Source organism: Actinoplanes sp. CA-252034 (assembly GCF_050956125.1).
Lineage (GTDB): Bacteria > Actinomycetota > Actinomycetes > Mycobacteriales > Micromonosporaceae > Actinoplanes.
Map to the genome: position 1 here is coordinate 5,585,761 of NZ_CP191846.1, position 20,995 is coordinate 5,606,755.

Annotated in this window: 18 protein-coding genes and 1 pseudogene; 11 read left to right on the plus strand and 8 right to left on the minus strand. The window is 70.1% G+C overall.

Features of this window, described 5'->3' with window-relative positions:
- Nucleotides 1-183 precede the first annotated feature (183 nt).
- From trhA to ACQPZW_RS25725, 6 genes are all read left to right on the plus strand, one after another.
- Nucleotides 184-873 (plus strand): PAQR family membrane homeostasis protein TrhA, encoded by a 690-nt coding sequence (gene trhA / locus ACQPZW_RS25700; RefSeq protein ID WP_433797625.1) that lies wholly within the window; start codon nt 184-186, stop codon nt 871-873.
- Between the two features lie 254 nt (nt 874-1,127).
- The gene (locus ACQPZW_RS25705; protein ID WP_433788577.1) at nt 1,128-2,738 is read left to right on the plus strand and encodes an ATP-binding protein; all 1,611 of its coding nucleotides are present in this window, start codon (nt 1,128-1,130) and stop codon (nt 2,736-2,738) included.
- Between the two features lie 233 nt (nt 2,739-2,971).
- Entirely contained in the window at nt 2,972-3,235 is a 264-nt protein-coding gene (locus ACQPZW_RS25710) for a hypothetical protein (protein WP_433788578.1), read from the plus strand.
- 204 nt (nt 3,236-3,439) lie between these two features.
- Entirely contained in the window at nt 3,440-3,790 is a 351-nt protein-coding gene (locus ACQPZW_RS25715) for a chemotaxis protein CheB (protein WP_433788579.1), read from the plus strand.
- A 381-nt stretch (nt 3,791-4,171) separates the two neighbouring features.
- Nucleotides 4,172-4,714 (plus strand): PAS domain-containing protein, encoded by a 543-nt coding sequence (locus ACQPZW_RS25720; RefSeq protein WP_433788580.1) that lies wholly within the window; start codon nt 4,172-4,174, stop codon nt 4,712-4,714.
- Nucleotides 4,684-5,625, plus strand: a complete 942-nt coding sequence (locus ACQPZW_RS25725) for a methyl-accepting chemotaxis protein (RefSeq protein WP_433788581.1) — start codon at nt 4,684-4,686, stop codon at nt 5,623-5,625. The genes ACQPZW_RS25720 and ACQPZW_RS25725 overlap by 31 nt, the downstream gene beginning before the upstream one ends.
- On the opposite strand, the gene cydC is transcribed toward ACQPZW_RS25725, so the two are convergent.
- From cydC to ACQPZW_RS25750, 5 genes and pseudogenes are all read right to left on the minus strand, one after another.
- Nucleotides 5,606-7,288, minus strand: coding sequence for a thiol reductant ABC exporter subunit CydC (gene cydC / locus ACQPZW_RS25730; RefSeq protein WP_433788582.1), 1,683 nt, complete (start codon nt 7,286-7,288; stop codon nt 5,606-5,608). The two genes, ACQPZW_RS25725 and cydC, sit on opposite strands and share 20 nt — an antisense overlap.
- Nucleotides 7,285-8,922 carry a thiol reductant ABC exporter subunit CydD gene (cydD, locus tag ACQPZW_RS25735; protein ID WP_433788583.1) on the minus strand — a complete coding sequence of 546 codons (1,638 nt, stop codon included), beginning with the start codon at nt 8,920-8,922 and terminating at the stop codon, nt 7,285-7,287. The genes cydC and cydD overlap by 4 nt, the downstream gene beginning before the upstream one ends.
- Nucleotides 8,919-9,914, minus strand: coding sequence for a cytochrome d ubiquinol oxidase subunit II (cydB, locus tag ACQPZW_RS25740; RefSeq protein ID WP_433788584.1), 996 nt, complete (start codon nt 9,912-9,914; stop codon nt 8,919-8,921). The genes cydD and cydB overlap by 4 nt, the downstream gene beginning before the upstream one ends.
- 10 nt (nt 9,915-9,924) lie before the next feature.
- Nucleotides 9,925-11,319 carry a cytochrome ubiquinol oxidase subunit I gene (locus ACQPZW_RS25745; protein ID WP_433788585.1) on the minus strand — a complete coding sequence of 465 codons (1,395 nt, stop codon included), beginning with the start codon at nt 11,317-11,319 and terminating at the stop codon, nt 9,925-9,927.
- A gap of 166 nt (nt 11,320-11,485) precedes the next feature.
- Nucleotides 11,486-11,887: pseudogene (locus tag ACQPZW_RS25750) on the minus strand (response regulator); the annotation flags it as partial.
- Nucleotides 11,888-12,058: 171 nt separating this feature from the next.
- Here ACQPZW_RS25750 and ppdK point away from each other — a divergent pair.
- Together ppdK and ACQPZW_RS25760 are read left to right on the plus strand one after the other, a co-directional pair.
- The gene (gene ppdK / locus ACQPZW_RS25755) at nt 12,059-14,719 is read left to right on the plus strand and encodes a pyruvate, phosphate dikinase (protein ID WP_433788586.1); all 2,661 of its coding nucleotides are present in this window, start codon (nt 12,059-12,061) and stop codon (nt 14,717-14,719) included.
- A 9-nt stretch (nt 14,720-14,728) separates the two neighbouring features.
- The gene (locus tag ACQPZW_RS25760; RefSeq protein ID WP_433788587.1) at nt 14,729-15,067 is read left to right on the plus strand and encodes a hypothetical protein; all 339 of its coding nucleotides are present in this window, start codon (nt 14,729-14,731) and stop codon (nt 15,065-15,067) included.
- Between the two features lie 138 nt (nt 15,068-15,205).
- On the opposite strand, the gene ACQPZW_RS25765 is transcribed toward ACQPZW_RS25760, so the two are convergent.
- The 3 genes from ACQPZW_RS25765 to ACQPZW_RS25775 are packed head-to-tail and all read right to left on the minus strand — an operon-like array spanning nt 15,206 to nt 16,612.
- Nucleotides 15,206-15,673, minus strand: coding sequence for a nitroreductase/quinone reductase family protein (locus tag ACQPZW_RS25765; RefSeq protein WP_433788588.1), 468 nt, complete (start codon nt 15,671-15,673; stop codon nt 15,206-15,208).
- Nucleotides 15,670-15,891 (minus strand): hypothetical protein, encoded by a 222-nt coding sequence (locus tag ACQPZW_RS25770; RefSeq protein WP_433788589.1) that lies wholly within the window; start codon nt 15,889-15,891, stop codon nt 15,670-15,672. Before ACQPZW_RS25770 ends, ACQPZW_RS25765 begins: the two co-directional genes overlap by 4 nt.
- A gap of 25 nt (nt 15,892-15,916) precedes the next feature.
- Nucleotides 15,917-16,612, minus strand: a complete 696-nt coding sequence (locus ACQPZW_RS25775) for a CBS domain-containing protein (RefSeq protein ID WP_433788590.1) — start codon at nt 16,610-16,612, stop codon at nt 15,917-15,919.
- A 255-nt stretch (nt 16,613-16,867) separates the two neighbouring features.
- Here ACQPZW_RS25775 and pflB point away from each other — a divergent pair, with 255 nt between their 5' ends.
- The 3 genes from pflB to ACQPZW_RS25790 all read left to right on the plus strand — a co-directional run bounded on the left by pflB (nt 16,868) and on the right by ACQPZW_RS25790 (nt 20,767).
- Nucleotides 16,868-19,111: a formate C-acetyltransferase gene (pflB, locus tag ACQPZW_RS25780; protein WP_433788591.1), complete on the plus strand. Its 2,244-nt coding sequence runs from the start codon at nt 16,868-16,870 to the stop codon at nt 19,109-19,111.
- Nucleotides 19,111-19,866 carry a pyruvate formate-lyase-activating protein gene (gene pflA, locus ACQPZW_RS25785; protein ID WP_433788592.1) on the plus strand — a complete coding sequence of 252 codons (756 nt, stop codon included), beginning with the start codon at nt 19,111-19,113 and terminating at the stop codon, nt 19,864-19,866. The genes pflB and pflA overlap by 1 nt, the downstream gene beginning before the upstream one ends.
- Nucleotides 19,867-20,158: 292 nt before the next feature.
- Nucleotides 20,159-20,767, plus strand: a complete 609-nt coding sequence (locus tag ACQPZW_RS25790; RefSeq protein WP_433788593.1) for a hypothetical protein — start codon at nt 20,159-20,161, stop codon at nt 20,765-20,767.
- The last annotated feature ends 228 nt before the right edge of the window (nt 20,768-20,995 follow it).

Consider the following 20,995-nt stretch of genomic DNA (forward strand, 5'->3'; position numbering starts at 1 on the left):
TCGGCGTGGACTCCTGCATCCCGGTGACCGACGAGCGCGCCCGTGTCGATCCACGCGTCTTCGACTGGCGGACAACTTCCTCCGTTTGCCGCCCTTGAATCGGGTAACCCCGGTGACGTGACCATGGACCGTTCCCAGCGGGCAGCGGATGGCGACCGCCCGGAAAACGTCCTCGACACCGGCATGGATCGGCTCGAGGACCGAGTCGAGCAGAGCCTTGACCACCTCAGCGCCGTCATCAAGCCCCGGCTGCGGGGCTGGCTGCATGCCGGCACCTTCCCTGTCGCGGTCGCCGTCGGAGTGCAGTTGACGGCGCTGTCGCCGGACACCCGCTCTCGACTGGCGTCAGCGCTGTTCACCTTGTCGGCGGCGCTGCTGTTCGGTGTCAGCGCGCTGTACCACCGCGGTGCTTGGACCGGACGCGCCGAGAAGGTGCTACGGCGCTTCGACCACGCCAACATCTTCCTCATCATCGCCGGCACCTACACGCCGTTCTGCGTGTTACTGCTGCCGCCGGGCCACGCCCGGACTCTGCTGTGGATCGTGTGGGCCGGCGCGCTGGCCGGCGTCGCCTTCCGAGTTCTGTGGATCGGCGCCCCACGCTGGCTGTACGTGCCGGTGTACATCGCCCTCGGATGGGTGGCCGTGATCTACCTACCCGCATTCTGGCGAGCCGGCGGCGCGCCAGTCGTCACATTCCTCGTCCTCGGCGGCGCTCTCTACACCCTCGGCGCCGTGGTGTACGGCTTCAAACGGCCCGACCCGAGCCCGCGCTGGTTCGGGTTCCACGAGGTCTTCCATGCTCTGACCATCACAGCATTCGCCGCCCACTGCATCGGCATCGCCATCGCGCTGCGCACCGCCATCGCTTGACCCTTCGTTGGCTGACGACTTCCCGCACTGAGGGCTGCAGCGTTCAGCCCTTTCCGGACAGCTCGGCGTACACCGCCTCTTAGGCATTGTTTGTGCTGGTCAGGCGGTTACGGGATGGTCGGATCGGGTGTCCGTTGAGGGCTCCTCAATCAGACGGCGGGGGTACGCTGGGGGGTGACAGCGTCGACCTACCGCCCTCCGGGCATGGCGCGGCCACCGAGCCGAGGCCCCTGGGGTGCGTGATGACACAGAGCGTGTGCGAAAAAGTCGACGTCGACGGTGTGGTGGGCCAGGCACAGGCCGTGCTCGCGGTGGCGTTGCAGGCATATATCGCCATTGACATCGACGGCCGGGTGCAGGGCTGGAATCCCGCTGCTGAGCGGATCTTCGGCCACACCGCCGCGCAGGCCGTCGACCGTGACATCGCCGACCTGATCATTCCGGCCCGGTTCCGTCAGGCGCACCGCTCCGGCCTCGCCCGTCTCGCCGCCGGCGGACCCGGCCGGGTCCTGGGACAGCAGTTACAGCTGAACGCCCTGCACCGCGATGGCCACGAGTTCCCTGTAGAGCTGACCTTGACCGTCACCGAGGAACCCGGTGGGCGGAGGTTCCACGCTTTCGCCCACGACGTCACCAACGCGCGCCGGGCCGCACGGTTCGCCGACGTTGAAGCCGCCATCGCTCTAGGGCTGGCCGAGGCGGCCTCCAGCAGCGTCGCCGCGCACCGGGTGGTTGAGGCCCTCGGCGTGCGGATGGGCTGGCCGGTCGTCGAGCTGTGGCTGGTCGACGACCACCGGCAGGTGCTGACCTGCGCGGCGCGCCATACCGCGCCCGGATGGCGGCTGGGTGACTTTGCGCTCAACGAACTGGAACCGGGCATCGGGCTTCCCGGCCGGGTCTGCACCGACGGCATCGCACGATGGATTCCGGACCTGAGTGCGGACCGGGGGTCGCTGCGCAGCGGCGCCGCCGCGGGTATCGGGCTCCACGTCGCCGTCGGTGTGCCGCTGTCCACCGGCCGGCACACTCTCGGAGCATTGTGTGTCTACGGCGACCGGGTGGAAGATCCCGAAGGCACCGTGCTGGGTCTCCTCAGCGGTCTCGCCGCGCACGTCGGGCAGTACCTGGAGCGGCGCCGGGCCGAGGAACTCACTGTGGAACTGGCCCGCACCAAGGACGAGTTCCTCGCCATGGTCACCCACGAACTACGCAACCCGCTGGCGGTGATCGCCACCACCGTCGCACTGTTCGACGACGAACTCGACGAGCTCACCACCGAGCAGCAACACGAGTACCTGGGTGTCATCGCCCGCAGCTCGCAACGCTTGTCGGTGATGGCCGACGACCTGCTCGACCTGGCGAGCCTCGAATCCGGGAACCTCGCCGTGGACCCGACCGACATCGACCTGTGCACGATCATCGGCGAAGCCGTGCGGGCCACCGCTGCACCGGCCGCCGCCAAGCAGCTCACCATGACCGTGCGACTGCCCGAACGGCTCGATCTGTACGCCGACGGCTCCCGGCTGCGGCAGGTCGCCGACAATCTGCTCTCCAACGCGATCAAGTACACACCCGCCGGCGGCATCATCACCATCACCGCCGAACTCGATCTCACCGGCCAGGCGATCACCTGGACTGTCGCCGACACGGGTGTCGGCATCCCGCACGCGGAACGGCCCCGGCTGTTCCGTCGCTTCTACCGTGCCTCCACCGCCTTGGAGAAGCGCATCCCCGGGACGGGTCTCGGCCTGGTCATCACCCGCACCATCGTCGAACGCCACCACGGGACCATCACCCTGGCCGAGCACACCGGGCCCGGCACCACCTTCGTGGTGCGGCTGCCCAGCACGTCCGGCGACGCCTGACCTTTCGGTACCAGCGAAACGACGCCGACCGAACCCGACCGGCAGACTCCGCGCCGGGCGGCGAGGTCTGGTACGTCGCCGTGGACTTCGGCCGGATCAGCATCGACCGTGACCTGACCCTCAGCACCTCGACCACCAACCGCAACCGGCACCCTGCCGACGCTGCGCACACAGACGCGCCCAGATCCGGGCACGACCCATTCCTTCACCGACCCACGAACCAAGGGAGCCCCATGACTACTTCGCGATACGACTACAACAGGTCGGCCAGGAAGAACATGATCACCGCTCTCACCGACACCGTCGGTGCCGAGGCGGCCTCGGTACTCACCAACCTCGCCTTCAAGGCGCTGGACCGGCGACACCCTGCCAGCGCAGACGAGCTCATCAGGATGGCGGACTACCTCATGGAACTGGCGAACCTGGTTCGCGTAACCGCCCGCTCACAGAAAGTCGACGCCGTCACCTACCGCGCCCTGTACGCCCCAGTGGACTGACCCGCGACCGCCGCCGCACCTACAGCGGCATGACCACGGCCAGCGCCTGTCTCCACTGTCCCGCAAGGCGCCGGTACACCCGTACGACCAAAGCGCACGCCTTCAACGAGACCTACGAAGCGTCTACGTCCGCTTGCACACGACAACCTATCGGAGTGTCACTGGTGCCATACACCTCTGCTACAACGCTCGGACTAGCCGCAGTTGCCGGCCTCGCTGGGCGCGCCCGTCGTCGTCGCCCTCCACATCCCGGCCGCGTTCACCGCGGGAATGGCCCGCAGGCTCGACGAGACATGCCGGCTGCCGGTGCACGAAGTGGACCGGATCATGACCCTTCGCCCAGGGCACATCTACCTGGCCCGGGGCAGCGCAGACGTCGTGGTGGCCCGGCGCCTGGACGGGCTGATCGTCAAGAGCGTCCCCTCCGACGCCGGGCACCGCTGGCATCCGAGCGTGGACCGGCTCGTCGCGTCCGCCCGCGCACCGGATCGCCGCGCAACTCGCCGATTGGGCCCGCTGACCCGGCCCTCCCGGACAGGGGTACCGGGAAGCTGATCCGCCGCGCTGCGTCACAGGAAGCAGAACCGACCGAGAAGCCGCCCGTTGGCACCCTTTCGCAGCAGGGCTGTCAACGGGCGCGCGGCCACGCCGGGGTCGGACAGTCGCTGTCAAGCGGTTGTCGAGGGCGACCAGCGGCCGGTGCGGATCGGCGTCCAGGACGAGCGTCGCCGGCACGTCGATCTGCAACCGAATACCGCTCAGGCCGGTGCGTTGCGGGTGCATGGCATGGTGGCCGGCTTCCGGACGCGTCAATGACGCTCACCTCCACCGGCGTGGCGGGCCGACGGCTGAGGGTCGTTCATCGATTCGTTGGCGACCTCGACCAGTTTTTCGGAAACGGCCCCCGTGGACCACTCATCGGGTGATCCTGATCCGGTGAGAGCGCCGACCGTTGTGCCGACCGGCGTCGAGCGCACGTTCGACGAGGACGAGATCATCGTCACCAAGACCGACACCAAGGGCGTTCTCACGTACGCCAACAAGGTTTTCCTGCGGGTGTCGGCGCTCAGCGAAGCCCAGGCGATCGGGCAGCCGCACAGCCTGATCCGGCATCCGGAGATGCCTCGCGCAGTGTTCAAGCTGCTGTGGGACAGCTTGAAAGCGCGGCAGGAGCTGTTCGCGTACGTGGTGAACCTGGCCGCCGACGGGGCCCACTACTGGGTGCTGGCCCACGTGACGCCGTCGCTGGACGCACACGGCCAAGTGGTTGGCTACCACTCCAGCCGCCGCAAACCGGAACGCGCCGCGGTCTCCGCGGCACAGGACCTGTACGGCCGGCTGCGTGCCGAGGAGCGCCGCCACACCGGCGCCAAGGAGGCACTCGACGCGTCCTGGGCGATGCTGCAGGCGATGCTCGACGACCAAGGCCAGACCTATGACCAGTTCGTGTGGGACCTGACGAATGCGAGCGCGATGTGATCCGGCGGGCACGCGGTGGGCAACCGGCATCGGGACCGGACCCGCTGGAGCAGATCGCCCGGGTGTGCGAATCCGCGGCGGCCGGTGACTTCGAGCAGCGGGTGCCGCAGATCGGCGACGGACCGAACGCCGAGAGGGCCCGCGACGCGGTCAACAGCCTGCTCGACGTCACCGACGCGTTCGTCCGCGAATCCGGCGCGGCGCTGGCAGCGGCCGCCGAGGGCCGGTTCCACCGGCGGTTCCTGACCCGCGGGATGCGCGGATCATATCGAAACGCGGCATCACAGATCTCACACTCCAGCAGCAAGATGAGCGAAGCCGCCGAGCGGGTGGATCAGGCCGCGCAGGCCCGCCTCGCGCTGGCCGACGAGTTGGAGTCGGCGGTCCTGACGGTTTCCGAGCAGGTCGCGACAGCCGCCACCGAGATGGGCTCGTCGGCCAACGGGCTGGCCGACTTCGCCCGGGCCGCGGTCGGCAGCGCCGAGCAGGGCCTGACCACCGTGACGCGGCTGCGCAGTTCGTCGGACCAGATCCGCAAGGCCGTCGACCTGATCAACGCGGTGGCGGCACAGACTCGGCTGCTGGCTCTCAACGCCACGATCGAAGCAGCCCGCGCCGGAGAGTCCGGCCGAGGGTTCAGCGTGGTCGCCAGCGAGGTCAAAACTCTGGCCACCGAGACCAGCGGGTCGAGCGAGGAGATCCTCGCCCAGGTCAACACCGTGCAGCAGGCCGCAATCGACGCGGTGAGCGTGCTGGAGGACGTGACCGCCAGCATCCGCGAGATGAGCCGCCTCGTCGACGGCATCGCCAATGCCGTCGACGGCAGCACCGGCGACCAGACCGGCCTCGCCCAGCTCGCCGAGGTCCTGCGCGCCGAAGTCAACCGGTTCGTCAGCACCGCCCGGCAGTGACCGGCCGAGTCGGCACGGGTGCCGGGTGCCGGCCGAGATCGATCACGGTGTCGACGCGGCCGGCGATGTCGGTGCGGTGCGTGATGATCAGGACGGTACGGTCGCCGGTGGCCGCGAACAGGTCCTCCAGCAGCGCGGCCGCCGTCTCGTCGTCGAGATGTTCGGTGGGTTCGTCCAGGATGAGAACCTGGAAGCCGGCCAGCAGCGCCCGCGCGAGGGCGAGCCGGCGGCGCTGGCCTCCGGACAGGTCGCGGCCGTGCTCGCCGATCAGGGTCTCCGGGCCGTCCGGCAGGGTGTCGACCCAGTCCAGGAGCCGAGCCTGGGCCAGAACGTCGCGCAACTGGTCGTCGGTGGCATCGGGGCGGGCGATGCGCAGGTTCGCCGCGATGGTGGTGTCGAACAGGTAGGCGTCCTCGGGCAGGCAGCCGACGATCTGCCGGACCCGTTCGGGGGTGATGCGGCGCAGGTCGACGCCGTCGAGGGTGACCCTGCCCGCCACCGGATCGAGGAACCGGACCAGCAGAGCCGCGACGGTGCTCTTGCCGCAGCCGCTGGGTCCGACCAGAGCCGTCCGAGACCCGGGCCGCAGTTCGAGGTCGACGCCGTGCACCACCGTGCGGCCCGGTGACCAGGCGGCGTCGACACCCTCCAGCCGCAGAGTGTGCGGGCCGTCCGGGACGTCGACCGGAGACTCCGGGACGGTGATGGGTGAAGCGGTGGCGACGATGTCGGCCAGCCGCCGCAGCGAGACCCGGGCCGCCGCCCCACGCTGGGCCGCAGCCGGCAACCCGGCGGCGGTCTCGAGAACGGCGAGCGGAGTCAGCACGACGACCGCGAGAAGCTCGCCGGACAGGTTCCCGGAGCGGACCGCGACCGCACCCGCGGCAAGCCCGACGAGCAGGCACACGCCGGTGGCCAGGGCTGCCACGGCCGCGGACACGCCCGCCGTCGCGCTGGAGCGTTGCTCCGCCCGGCGCAGCAGCGCATCCGTCTCGGCGAGCCGGTCGAGGCGAGCACCGGCCGCGCCGTACGCGATCAGATCGGGCAGTCCGTGCAGCAGATCCACGGTGCCGGTGGCGAGTTGCGCGCGCAGCGGTGCCAGCCGCCCGTCGGAGTGGCGTGCCACCCGGCTCTGCAGCACGGGGACGACCAGACCGACCAGCAACAGCCCGGAGCCGAGTGCCAGGCCGGTGGCCGGCGAGAGCTCCCCGATCATCCACACCGAGCCCAGTCCGACGAGCGTGGCGACGGCGTACGGCAGCAGCACCCGGGTCAGCATGTCCAGCACGGCGTCCACGTCGGCCGAGAGGTGCTGGGCGAGGTCGGCGCGGCGGTAACCGGCGAGCCCGGCCGGGGCGAGGTCGGCGATCCGGGCGAAGACGTGTGCCCGCAGCCGGCCCAGGACCCGCAGCGCGGCGTCGTGGGCGGCCAGGCGTTCGGCATAGCGCAGCACACCACGGCCGAGACCGAAGGCCCGCACGGCCACGACGGCGACCATCAGGTGCAGTACCGGCGGGTGCTGGGCGGCCCGGGAGATGAGCCAGGCGGAGACCGCCATGAGCCCGACCGCCGCACCGGCCGCCGCGGTTCCGGCCAGCACTGCCAGGGTGATTCCCCCGGCGGAGGGCGAGGCGGTGGTGCGCAGCAGGCGGACCCAGCTCATCGGGCACCCACCGGCTGCGCCGTCAGGTCGACGACCCGGTCGGCCAGGGCGATCAACTCCGGACGGTGGGCGGCCATGATCACTGTCCGGCCGTGCGCGAGCCTGCGGATCGCGGCCATCACCTCGCCGGCGGTGTCCGTGTCGAGGTTCGCGGTGGGCTCGTCGAGCAGCACGACCGGTGCATCACGCAGGAACGCACGAGCCAGCGCGATCCGCTGGCGCTGTCCGGCCGACAGGCCTGCGCCGTCGTCCCCGAGCACCGTGTCGTAGCCGTCCGGCAGCGTGGCGATGAAGGAGTCCGCGCCCGCGAGGCGTGCCGCGGCCACCACATCGGGTCCGGCATCCGGGGCCGGTTGCCGGCCGAGGGCGATGTTGTCGCGGACGGTGCCGGCGAAGAGGTACGGCCGCTGCGGCACCCACGCGACGGTCGATCGCCAGGCTGTGGGGCCGACGGTCGCGAGATCGACGCCACCGACCGTGACCCGGCCCCGGTGCGGGGCGACGAAACCGAGCAGGACGTTGAGCGCCGTGGACTTGCCGCAGCCGCTGGCGCCGGTCAGGGCGACGATCTCGCCGGGTTCGATCACGGCGGACAGCGGGATCGCTTCACGGTCGCGGTACCGGACGATCACGTCGTCGAAGACGATCGTTCCCGTCGGTGCGGGTGCCGAGCCCGTGGCGGGCACCGGCGTCTCGACGACGGCGAAGGCCTGCTCCGCGGCTGCCAGTCCTTCGGCGCTGGCGTGGTAGTGCGCCCCCACCTGGCGCAGCGGCAGGTAGGCCTCCGGTGCCAGGATCAACACGATCAGCGCGGTGGTCAGGTCGAGGTGGCCCGAGACCAGGCGCAGGCCGATACCGACCGCGACCAGCGCGACCGACAGGGTGGCCAGCAGCTCCAGCACGAGCGACGACAGGAAGGCCACCCGCAGCGTACGCATGGTCATCCGGCGCTGTTCGGCGCTGATCCGGCGGATCGCGGCCGCCTGGGCGCCGGCCCGGCCGAAGGTCTTCAGCGTGGTGAGGCCGGCGATCACGTCGAGGAAGTGGTGCGACAGCCGGGCCAGCAGGCGGAACTGGCGGCGGTTGGCCGCCTCGGTGTGCAGCCCGACCAGGGCCATGAAGATCGGGATCAGTGGGAGGGTGAGCGCGATCGTCGCGGTGGCGGTCAGGTCGGCCGGCAGCAGCCGGGCCAGCACCACCGCCGGGACGAGCACGGCGAGCACCAGCTGCGGCAGGTACCGGGCGAAGTAGGCGTCCAGGGCGTCGAGCCCGCGGGTGATCAGCGCGGTGACCGCACCGGTGTCCGGTCGCCGGCCGGGCCCGAGGGCGGCGAGGTGGCTCAGGAGACGGCCGCGGAGCTCGCTCTTCACCGCGGCGGACGACCGGGCCGCCGTGGCCTCCTGTGCCCAGGCGACGACCGCCCGGCCGGCTGTCACCGCGGCGAGCGCGAGAAGCGTCGGGGTCAGCGCGTGGAGGTCCGCGCCGTCGAGGAACACGGCGGTGATGCCGTGCGCCAGCAGGGTGGCCTGGGCGACGATCAACCCGGCGAGGAGCACCCCGAGGACGACCGTGGCGGCGAGGTAGGAGCGGGTGCTGCGGGCGTACCGCAGCAGCCGCGGGTCGAGGGGCTTCACGCGGGAATCCGGTCGATGGTGAGCCGCTTGCGGAACACCCAGTACGTCCAGCCCTGGTAGACCAGCACGACCGGGGTGAAGGCGACCGCCACCCAGGTCATCACCGTCAGCGTGTACGGCGTGGACGCGGCGTTGTCGACGGTGAGGCTGTTGGCGGCGCTGATGCTGGACGGCATGACGTCGGGGAACAGCGTCACGAACAGCCCGGCCACGGCGAGGACCAGCGTCGCACCGGTGGCCAGGAACGCCCAGCCCTCGCGGCGCAGACGGGTGGCGAACGCCGCCGCGGCCAGGGCGGACGCCGCCGTGGCGAAGATCAGCCAGCCGATGATGTCGTGGTGGGTCCACGCGGTCCAGGCCAGGAAGCCGCCGGCGATCACAATCGCCGGAAGGGAGAGCCGCTCGGCGAGCCGGCCGGCCCGCTCGCGCATCTCGCCGCCGGTCTTCAGGGCCAGGAACACCGCGCCGTGCAGCAGGAACAGCGTCAGCGTGGTCAGGCCACCGAGCAGCGCGTACGGGTTGAGCAGCTCGAAGAAGCCGCCGATGTACTCGTGGTCGGTGTCCAGCCGTACGCCGCGGACGATGTTGGCGAAGGCGACGCCCCAGAGGATCGCCGGGACGAGGCTGCCGCCGATGATGCAGGCGTCCCACCGGCGCCGCCAGGTGTCGTCGTCGCGCTTGCCGCGGTACTCGAAGGCGACCCCGCGCAGGATCAGCGCCACCAGGATGATCAGCAGCGGCAGGTAGAAGCCGGAGAACAGGGTGGCGTACCACTCCGGGAAGGCGGCGAAGGTCGCCCCGCCGGCGACCAGCAGCCAGACCTCGTTACCGTCCCAGACCGGGCCGATCGTGTTGATCAGCAGGCGGCGCTCGCGGTTGTCCCGGGCCAGCACGGGCAGCAGCATGCCGACGCCGAAGTCGAAGCCCTCCAGCAGGAAGTAGCCGGCCCAGAGGGTCGCGATGAGCGCGAACCAGACAGTGGTCAGTTCCATGACGGGCCTTTCAGTACGCGAACGCGAGCGGACGGTCCTCGGACTCGCTGTCCGCTTCCGGCGGGATGTCGGGCGCCCCGGCGCGGGCGTAACGGACGAACAGCCCGACCTCGACGACCGCGAGCACGCCGTACAGCAGGGTGAGCACGATCAGGGAGGTGGCGACCTCCCCGGCGCCGACCGACGGGGAGACACTGTCGGCGGTCGTGAAGACACCGAAGACCGTCCACGGCTGGCGGCCCATCTCGGTGAAGATCCAGCCGAACGAGTTGGCCGCCAGTGGCATGCCGATCGAGGCGATGGCGGCGGGCCACAGCCACCGGCCGGTGGGTGCCCGCCCGCGACGGGTGGCCCAGAGCGCGGCGAGTGCCACCAGCATGGCCAGGCCACCGAAGCCGATCATCAGGCGGAACGACCAGTAGGTGACCGGTACGGAGGGCGTGTAGTCGCCGGGGCCGTACTGCTCGGCGTACCGATCCTGTAGGTCGTTGATGCCCTCGACCTCGCCGTCCGGACTGCCGGTGGCCATGAAGGAGAGCAGCGACGGGATCCGGACGCTTGCCAACTCCTCGCGGCCGTCGAGCGACCCGATCGTTAAGAGGGAGAAGCCGGCCGGCTGCGAGGTCTCGTAGAGCGCTTCGGCGGCGGCCATCTTCATCGGCTGCTGCTCGGTCATGATGCGGGCCTGTACGTCGCCGGTGACCAGCACGCCGATCCCGGCGATGAGCACCACCCAGGCGCCCAACCGCAGGCCGGGACGGAAGATGTCCTCCTGGTTGCGGCGCTTGAGGTGCCAGGCACTGACCGCCAGCAGGACCGCCCCCGCGGTCAGGAAACAGGCGGTGACGGTGTGCGGGAAGGTGACCAGCGTCGTGGAGTTGGTCAGCACCGCCCCGATGCTGGTCAGCTCGGCGCGGCCGGACACCGGGTTCAGGGTGTAGCCGACCGGGTGCTGCATCCACGAGTTGGCGGCGAGAATGAAGTACGCCGACAGCAGCGTGCCGATCGCGGCCAGCCAGATCGTGGCGAGATGCAGGCGCTTCGGCAGCCGGTCCCAGCCGAAGATCCACAGACCGAGGAACGTGGACTCGAGGAAGAACGCGAGCAGACCCTCGATCGCGAGCGGAGCGCCGAACACGTCACCGACGAAGCGGGAGTAGTCACTCCAGTTCATGCCGAACTGGAACTCCTGCACGATGCCGGTGACCACACCCATCGCAAAGTTGATCAGGAAGAGCTTGCCCCAGAACTTGGTGGCACGCAGGTAGTGCTCCTTGCCGGTGCGTACCCAGGCGGTCTGCAGGCCTGCGACGAGGGCAGACATGCCGATGGTGATCGGCACGAAGAGAAAGTGGTAAACGGTGATGATGCCGAATTGCCATCGAGCCAGGTCGAGCGCGTCCACGGGGGGATCCTTTCCACGGATGCCCTGAGTCTGGTGATCACCCCACCCCGCGCTCAGGGCCGAAAGTCCCGCCCGGTCCCGTCCGTGGTCCCGACATGCCGCCGGCCGGTTCCTGTCAGGAAACCGGCCGGTCTCGGGCTGCGGATCAGCTGTGTGGACGCTCGGCGAGCACCCGCTGCGTCACCGCGGGATCCAGCAGGGACTGACCAGCCGCGACGCGGCGAACCGTGTCGACCAGATCGTTGCCCCGGATCTGCTTCAGCACATATCCCGAGGCTCCTGCCATGATCGCCGCGAACAGCGCCTCGTCGTCCTCGTACGACGTCAGGATCAGGCCCTTGATCGTGGCGTCGATGGCCCGGACGTCGCGGCACACGTCGATACCGCTGCCGTCGGGCAGCCGGGCGTCGAGAATCGCCACGTCGGGACGCAGCGCGGGGATGCGAGCGGTCGCCTCCTGCGCCAGGCCCGACTCGTCGATCACCTCGATGTCGCCGTCGGCTTGCAGCAGGTCGGCCAGACCACGCCGGACCACCTCGTGGTCGTCGAGCAGAAAGACTCGGATCATTCCGTCTTTCTACCGGGTCTCGGCGGCCAAGTGGGGCTCGGCTCGCTCCTGCTTCACCTTGGTTCCTGCCGGGCCGGTCCGGCCGGGACGTTCGGCCCTACTCGGTGGGTCGAGGGCGGGGCTACCAACAAGAGAGAGGACTGACCACGAACCGATGAGGGCGAGGCTCGGATGTCCAGGTATGTGTACGACTTCATCGACGGCGACAAGGATCTCAAGGATCTGCTCGGCGGTAAGGGCGCCAACCTGGCCGAGATGACCCGGATGGGTCTGTCTGTTCCCCCCGGCTTCACCATCACCACCGCGGCGTGCCGGGAATACCTGCGTACCGGATCGATGCCGGTCGGCCTGCTCGACGAGGTGGAACAGCATCTGCGAGCGGTCCAGGTACGGATGGACAAGATCCTGGGAGCCCCGGACGACCCGTTGCTGGTGTCGGTGCGCTCCGGCGGGAAGTTCTCCATGCCCGGCATGATGGAGACGATTCTCGACATCGGGCTCAACGACGGCAGCGTGGCGGGACTCGCCCGGCGCAGCGGGGACGAACGGTTCGCCTGGGACTCGTACCGGCGGCTGATCCAGATGCTCGGCAGGACCGTTTTCGGCGTTCCCGGCGAACAGTTCGAGGTCGAGCTGGCGGCGGCTCGTACGGCCGCCGGGGTGCGGTCGGACGCGGACCTGTCCGCCGTGCAGTTGCGGGACGTCGTCGGGGCGTACAAGAAGGTGTTCCACGCGCACACCGGCCGGGACTTCCCGCAGGCGCCGCACGAGCAGCTGTTCCTGGCGATCGGCTCGGTCTTCGCGTCCTGGAACGCCGAACGGGCGGTCCTCTACCGGCGGCAGGAACGCATCCCGCACGATCTCGGCACCGCGGTGAACGTCATGGCGATGGTCTTCGGCAACCACGGCGCCGACTCCGGAACCGGCGTGGCCTTCACCCGCGACCCGGCCACCGGCCGGCGCGGCGCCTACGGCGACTACCTGCGCAACGCCCAGGGCGAGGACGTCGTCGCCGGAATCCGCAACACGATGAGCCTCGACGAGCTGGCCGGCATCGACCCCCGGTCCTACCGGCAACTGCTGTCGATCATGGAACGGCTGGAGCAACGCTACCGGGACCTGTGCGACATCGAGTTCACCATCGAGGACGGCAAACTGTGGATGCTGCAGACCCGGGTCGGCAAACGCACGCCGGCCGCCGCGTTCGTCATCGCCGGGCAACTCGTCGACGAGGGCGCCATCACCCTCGACGAGGCCCTGCAACGGGTCACCGGTGAGCAGCTCGCCCACCTGATGTTCCCGAGTTTCGACACCACCGCCGCTCCCGCGCCGCTGACGACCGGGGTGCCCGCGTCACCGGGCGCCGCGGTGGGCGCTGTCGTCTTCGACTCCGCCGCCGCAGCGGCGGCGACCGGGCCGGTCATCCTGGTCCGCCGGGAGACCAACCCCGACGACCTGCCCGGCATGATCGCCGCACGGGGAATCCTGACCAGCCGGGGCGGCAAGACGTCGCATGCCGCGGTCGTCGCCCGCGGCATGGGCAAGACCTGTGTCTGCGGCGCGGACGACCTCGACATCGGCGAGGACTCGTTCACCGTCGGCGGACGAACCGTCAAGACGGGGGACGTCATCTCCGTCGACGGCACCAGCGGCCGCGTCTACGCCGGAGCCGTGCCGGTCCACCCCTCCCCCGTCGTGCGCTACTTCGAGGGCGAACTGACCCCGGCGGGTGATCCGCTGCTGTCCGCGGTACAGCGTCTGCTGACCCATGCCGACCACGTCGCGCGGCTCGGCGTGCACGCCAACGCCGACACCGGGCCGGACGCCGGACGGGCCCGCCGGTTCGGTGCGACCGGCGTCGGCCTGTGCCGTACCGAGCATATGTTCCTCGGCGACCGCCGGATCCTGGTCGAACGTCTGATCCTCGCCGACGGCGATACCGAACGGGAGGCCGCGCTGGCGGCGCTGCTGCCGCTGCAACGCGCCGATTTCGTCGACCTGTTCACCGCGATGGACGGCCTGCCGGTGACGATCCGGCTGATCGACCCGCCGCTACACGAGTTCCTGCCGCCGCTGGAGGAACTGACCGCCCGCGTCGCCCGCGCCGACGCGCTCGGCGACGACCCGGGACACGACGCCACCCTACTGGCGGCCGTCCGCCGCATGCACGAGGCCAACCCGATGCTGGGGCTGCGCGGCGTACGCCTGGGCCTGGTCGTTCCCGGTCTGTTCGCCATGCAGGTCCGGGCGATCGCGGAGGCCGCCGCGGCGCGGGTCGCCGCGGGCGGCGACCCGCGACCGGAGATCATGGTCCCCCTGGTCGGCGCGGTTCAAGAGCTCGAGATGGTACGGGCGGAGGCCGCATCCGTGCTCGCCACGGTGGACGGGGCCCCGCCGATTCGGATCGGCACCATGATCGAGGTTCCCCGTGCCGCTCTCACCGCCGGCCAGATCGCCGGACACGCCGACTTCTTCTCCTTCGGCACCAACGATCTCACCCAGATGACCTGGGGCTTCTCCCGCGACGACGTCGAAGGCGCCTTCTTCGGCAAGTACCTGGAACTGGGCGTCTTCGCCGCGTCGCCGTTCGAGACCCTCGACACCGGCGGCGTGGGCGAACTGGTCCGAACCGCCGTCGAACGGGGCCGGGCCGCCCACCCCGAGCTGGTCACCGGAGTCTGCGGGGAGCACGGCGGCGATCCCGCCTCGATCCGCTTCTTCCACGACGCCGGCGTGGACTACGTCTCCTGCTCACCGTTCCGGGTGCCGATCGCCCGCCTCGAGGCCGGCCGGGCCGCGACCACCGCGGCGGCCGTCTCCGACAGCAGATAGGAGAAGGACATGGCCACGACCTTCGACGGCCGGCCCGATCTGGTCACCGTGCGCGTCGGGCGACGCGAGATCGGGGCGTACGCCGTCGGCGCCGACGGCATCCGATTCGTGCCCTCCGTGGATGTCACCGCCATCGTGCTCGCCGCCATGGCGGGCACGGTCCTCACCGCGGCAGCCGTGGCCGTCGCCGTGCGCCAGCAGCCGGCCGTCGGCACCGTGACCATGGGCCCCGGCGGTTGGGTCAGCGTCAAACGCGCCTCCTGCCCTCCGCTGCGCGCCGCGGCATCTCAGCCGCGGCCGTGGTGGGCGCACGCGTTGCGGGCCCATCGCCTGGTCGTGCAGCGGTGACGCTCGGAGGGCACGAGATACCCGCTCCGGCGGTCTGCGGCCGGCTTCGGCTTCTGTCGGCGGTGTTCACCGTCCGCCTGCTCGGACACGACGTGATGCTGATGGCTTCGGCTCGGCGTGACGATCCGGGCCCGCTCATCAGCTGGCGACCCGGAACACCGGATGGTCGGCGGCGATCGCACTGAATTCCTCCAGGGCCGCGTGCGGGCCGACCGAGATGTGGGGACGGGCGCCCGGCGCCGTCGCCACGAAGCGCCGCAGGATCGGCGGTCGTTGCCCCACCTCGACCTCGATGAGGTGGACCGGCTCCCGGGAACCGTGCGCCAGGACCGCGGCGCCATCGGCGGCGCGGACGTTGGCGACCCAGTTCGCCCGCCGGCCGAGCATCGACACGAGGTAGCGTTCGCCCTGGTGGACGGTCATGACGAGCGGGCAGGAGACGATGCGCCCGCTGCGCCTGCCGACGACCTCCAGCGTGACCCATGTGGCAGGTGCCAGGCGCCCGGAGGCGAACTGTACGGCGGAGATCCGATTGAGGATGCGGGCCAGCCGATTCGGCCGGCCGCCGCGGTACAGCCACCGCCGGAACCGTCCGCGGCCGGTCACGACGTCGCTCCGGGGCAGGCGTAGAGCTCGACCAGCCGGAGACGGGCCGCGTGCAGCAACCAGAACCGGTCGGCGACGGCATCCTCCCGGAACAGCCGCCGACCGGCCGGGAGATACACCGGACGTCCCGCCGATGCCAGCCGGCGCAGCCACGGCGCCGGGAGATCGGAGACGAAGGCGTGCAGCGTCAGCTGGTCGAGAACACTGAGCGACGTCATGTGACCACTCCCGATGGATGCCTGTTCATGCGACGCCGAAGACCGTGCCGGTGGTGAGGATCTCGCGATCGTCGACGTCGAATCCCAGCGTGTCGACGACCTGCACCACTCCAGCGACCTGCCGGGTCAAGCGCACCGACCGGTCGACCGTCGAGCGGTGGCCGACCCGGCCGGTGAGTGTCACCACACCCTGCTGCACCTGCGCGGTCACCGGCTCGCCGTCGACCGCGTCGCCGAGGAGGCAGGTGGACAGCCGGGCGAGCACGTCCGCGCAGATCTCGTCGTCCGGTCGCAGGTGCACCTTCAGCAGGTCGCCGCGGGTCACGATGCCCACGAGCCGGCCCAGGTCGTCCACCACCGGCAGGCGTTTGACCTGTTCGGCGTCCAGGGTTCGGGCGGCCGCGGCGATCGGCGTGCCGGCCAGGACGGTGACCGGTGGGCTGCTCATCAGCTCCGCCGCCGTTCCGGCGAGAGCTTTGGCGCGCTCTCCCCGCCGGCGGCGGCTCTCGAAGAACCGGGCGTCCTCGTCGCCCGCGTACTCGATCTTGCGGAGCAGGTCCGCCTCGGACACGACTCCGGCCACGCGCTGGAAGTCGTCCACGACCGGCACCGCACTGAAGTGGCGGCTGATCAGCAGATCGACCAGCTCTCGATAGGAGGCGGTTGCCGGTACCGACACGACCGCCCTGGTCATCACATCGTCCACGGTCCAGGTCTTCATCAGCCCTCCCGAGCTCTTTGCGATCACGCTAGGAGCACGGCATCCCGGCAGGCAGGGCCGAAGGGCCCGAGCCCTCCGCGGGCCGGCCGGTGTCGCCCCGACCCGCCTCGTCCTGCTGCCGCGAGTCCGCCCACCAGGGCCGACGAGATCGCGCCCGCATCCGGAGGTCCCGGACGGTCCCGGCCGTCCGGGACCTCCGGCCCTGACCGGCGGGCGGCTGCGGCGGCAAAGCTGGAGGGAGACCAAGGAGGGGCCATGACCGCCACCACATCCCACGACGCCTGGCGCGGATTCCGCGGCACCGGATGGCGCAAGTCGATCGACGTCGGCGCGTTCATCCACGACAACGTCGAGCCGTACACCGGCGGGTCCGACTTCCTGACCGGGCCGACGCACCGGACCGAGCGGATCTGGCGTGAGCTGCAGCGCATGTTCGTCGAGGAGCAGCGCCGCGGCATCTACGACGTGGACGCGCACACCCCGTCCACCATCACCTCGCACGAGCCCGGTTATCTGGACCGGGACCACGAGCTGATCGTGGGGTTGCAGACCAGTGCGCCGCTGCGCCGGGCGATCATGCCGAACGGTGGACTGCGGATGGTCGAGGCCGGCCTGGCGGCGTACGGCTACCGGCTCGATCCTGCCGTCCGCACGATCTTCAGCCAGTACCGCAAGACCCACAACGACGGCGTGTTCGACGCCTACCCCGCCGATGTGAAGGCCGCCCGGCGGTCGCACATCATCACCGGCCTTCCCGACGCGTACGGCCGCGGCCGGATCATCGGCGACTACCGGCGGGTCGCCCTCTACGGCGTGGACCGGCTCGTCGCCGAACGCCGCAAGCTCAAGGTCTCGCTGGACAGCCGGCTCTCCACCGAGAGTGTGGTCCGCGACCGGGAGGAGCTCGCCGAGCAGATCCGGGCGCTAGAGGAACTACGGTTCATGGCCGACCGTTACGACCACGACATCTCGGTGCCGGCCACGACCGGCCGGGAGGCGATCCAGTGGCTCTACTTCGCCTACCTGGCCGCCACCAAGGAGCAGAACGGCGCCGCGATGTCGCTCGGGCGCACGGCCGCCTTCGTCGACATCTTCCTGCAGCGTGACATCGCCGAGGGGACGCTCACCGAGCAGCAGGCGCAGGAACTGGTAGACGACTTCGTCATCAAGCTGCGGATCATCCGGTTCCTGCGCACCCCCGAGTACGACCAGTTGTTCTCCGGCGACCCGACCTGGGTGACCGAGGCGCTCGGCGGTATCGGGCACGACGGCCGGCCGCTGGTCACCCGCACCAGCTTCCGGTACCTGCAGACCCTCTACAACCTCGGGCCCGCCCCGGAGCCGAACCTGACAGTGCTCTGGTCACCCGGCCTGCCCGACGGGTTCAAACGGTTCTGCGCCCAGGTGTCGATCGACACCAGCGCCATCCAGTACGAGAACGACGATCTGATCCGGCCCGCCTACAGCGACGACACCGCGATCGCGTGCTGCGTGTCGGCCATGCGCGTCGGCAAGGACATGCAGTTCTTCGGCGCCCGCGCCAACCTCGCCAAAGCGCTTCTGTACGCGATCAACGGCGGCCGCGACGAGATGACCGGCGACCAGGTCGCCCCGGCCGCCGCTCCGATCCGCGACGACGTGCTCGACTACGAGACGGTCTTCGCGGCGTACGACCGGACGCTCGACTGGCTCGCCGAGACCTACGTCGACGCGCTCAACGTCATCCACTACATGCACGACAAGTACGCCTACGAGCGGCTCGAGATGGCTCTGCACGACTACCCGGTGCACCGGTTCATGGCCACCGGCATCGCCGGTCTGTCGGTCGCCGTGGACAGTCTCTCCGCCATCAAGCACGCCCAGGTCAAGGTGCTGCGCGACGACGATGGACTGGCCGTGGACTATGCGGTCGACGGCGACTATCCGGCGTTCGGCAACAACGACGACCGGGCGGACGCGATCGCGGTGGACCTCGTCGAGCGGTTCATGGACAAGATCCGCCGGCAGCCCGCCTACCGCAATGCCGAGCCCAGCCTGTCGGTGCTCACGATCACCTCGAACGTGGTCTACGGCAAGCACACCGGCAACACCCCGGACGGCCGGCGGGCCGGCGAGCCGTTCGCGCCCGGCGCCAACCCGATGAACGGCCGCGACTCCCACGGCATGGTCGCCGCCGCGCTGTCGGTGGCCAAACTGCCGTACCGGTCGGCCCGTGACGGCATCTCGCTGACCATCACCGCCACCCCGGACGGCCTCGGGCACACCCGTGCGGAGCGGATCGGCAACCTGGCCGGGGTCCTCGACGGCTACACCGACGGCGGCGGCTTCCACATGAACGTCAACGTCCTCGACCGGGCCACCCTCGAGGACGCGATGACGCACCCGGAGAAGTATCCGCAGCTCACCATCCGGGTCTCCGGGTACGCGGTGAACTTCGTCAAGCTCACCGCCGAACAGCAGCGCGACGTCATCTCCCGCACCTTCCACGGATCGCTCTGATGACCGGTGCCACCACGCCGACCCGGGTGCCCGGTTCCGTCCACTCCTTCGACATCTCCACCGGAGTGGACGGGCCGGGCACCCGGTTCGTCGCGTTCCTCGCCGGCTGTCCCCTGCGGTGCCAGTACTGCCACAGCCCCGATACCTGGCAGCGCCGCAACGGGCGGACCACCGGCGCCGACGACCTACTCACCGAGATCCGCCGCTACGAGCGCTTCCTGAAGGTGGCCGGCGGCGGTGTCACCCTCAGCGGCGGTGAGCCGCTGTTGCAGCCCGCGTTCACCCGCGAGGTGCTGCGCGGCTGTCGGGAGATGGGTCTGCACACCGCCCTGGACACCAGCGGCTTCCTCGGTCACCGCGCCGACGACGACCTGCTCGACGCGGTCGACCTGGTGCTGCTCGACATCAAATCCGGTACCCCGGCCGCCTATCGCACCGTGACCCGGACCGGGCGCCTGGCGCCCACCGTACGATTCGCGCACCGCCTCGCCGACCGCGGCACACCTATCTGGGTCCGTTTCGTGCTCGTCCCCGGCCTCACCGACGACCCGGCCGACGTCGACGCCGTCGCCGCGATCGCGGCCGGCGTGCCCACGATCGAACGCGTCGAGGTGCTGCCCTTCCACCGTCTCGGCGCCCCGAAATACGCCGCTCTCGGCCTGCCCTTCCCGCTCGCCGACACCCCACCGCCCGACGCGGCGCTGCAGGAACGGGTGCGGGGCCAGTTCCGGGCGCACGGGCTGACCGTCTGCTGACACGCGCTACATGTGACGGGCCCTCACCGGATGCCGGTGAGAGCCCGTTGCCTGTGCCAGGTGGCACAGGAAAGAAGTCCCGGGACTGTGTGGCTTCGTTCGCGAGTTTGGGGTTCTGTCCCGTGAAAAGTGATTGGTCTTCAGGGTCATTGGGCCAGCAAGACTCGGTTGCGGAGCAGCTCGAAGCCATTTGACCATCTTGATCCGGTTGGCATTGCCTTCGACCACACCGGAGCTGGAGATCGGTCAGATGTGCTGCAGTCCGTTGAAGAAGGGCTAAGGTTCGCCCCTGATGGGATCAACATACGAGACTCTGCTGGTCGCCGCTCACCTCGACGCGACCGTGGACGCGCTCCGCGATGCTGGGGTCACTGCGATCGTCGTGCCACTGGCAGAGGATCGGGTGGCGGTGCTGCCCGAGGAGGGTGACCGGGACACCGCCCCGGTCCGCTCCATCGGCGCGGACCTGAGCGTGCGCCTGGGCCGTCCAACACTGGCGATGTACGTCTTCGACTCGGACCTCGTCCGCTGCTACGTGATCCGCGACGGCGAGACCGTCCACACCTACATCTCCGACGCGGAGATGCTGGTGGAAATGTTCGAGGACGACGACGGCCAGTTCCACCCGATGATCGACAACGTCGTCTACCCGGTCGACTTCCAGATCCCCGAGGGCCCGGTGGGCGACGACCCGGCGGCCTTCGCCCCGTTCGCGGCCGGCCCACCCGACTTGAACGCCATCGGCGCCGCCCTGCGGGGCGAGATCGACGCCCCGCACGTGATGGCCGAGGTCCAGCACTGGGCAATCATCGAGGCTCTCGGCCTCCCGCCGCAGGCGCTGACCACCGCCTATCGCCACTGTGAACCGGCCGACTTTCCGGCCGCTGTCGTCCTGGAGTAGTCCGAGCGTCACGGTAGCCGGAGCAACACAACGCTCGATTCTGCCCCGTCAAGAGTGATCGATGTTCATCATGATCGATCGTTGGGTGATGGTGTGATGAGGTCATCGGCAGGCTGCTGCCGCCTCTTGATGGCGTAGAGGTCCACGAAGTCATCGAAACCAGCGCTGGTGTCGTCCTTCGCGCAGCGGCGCGAAGCGCTGTGCAGTTCTGCCCTGGGTGCTAGGCGG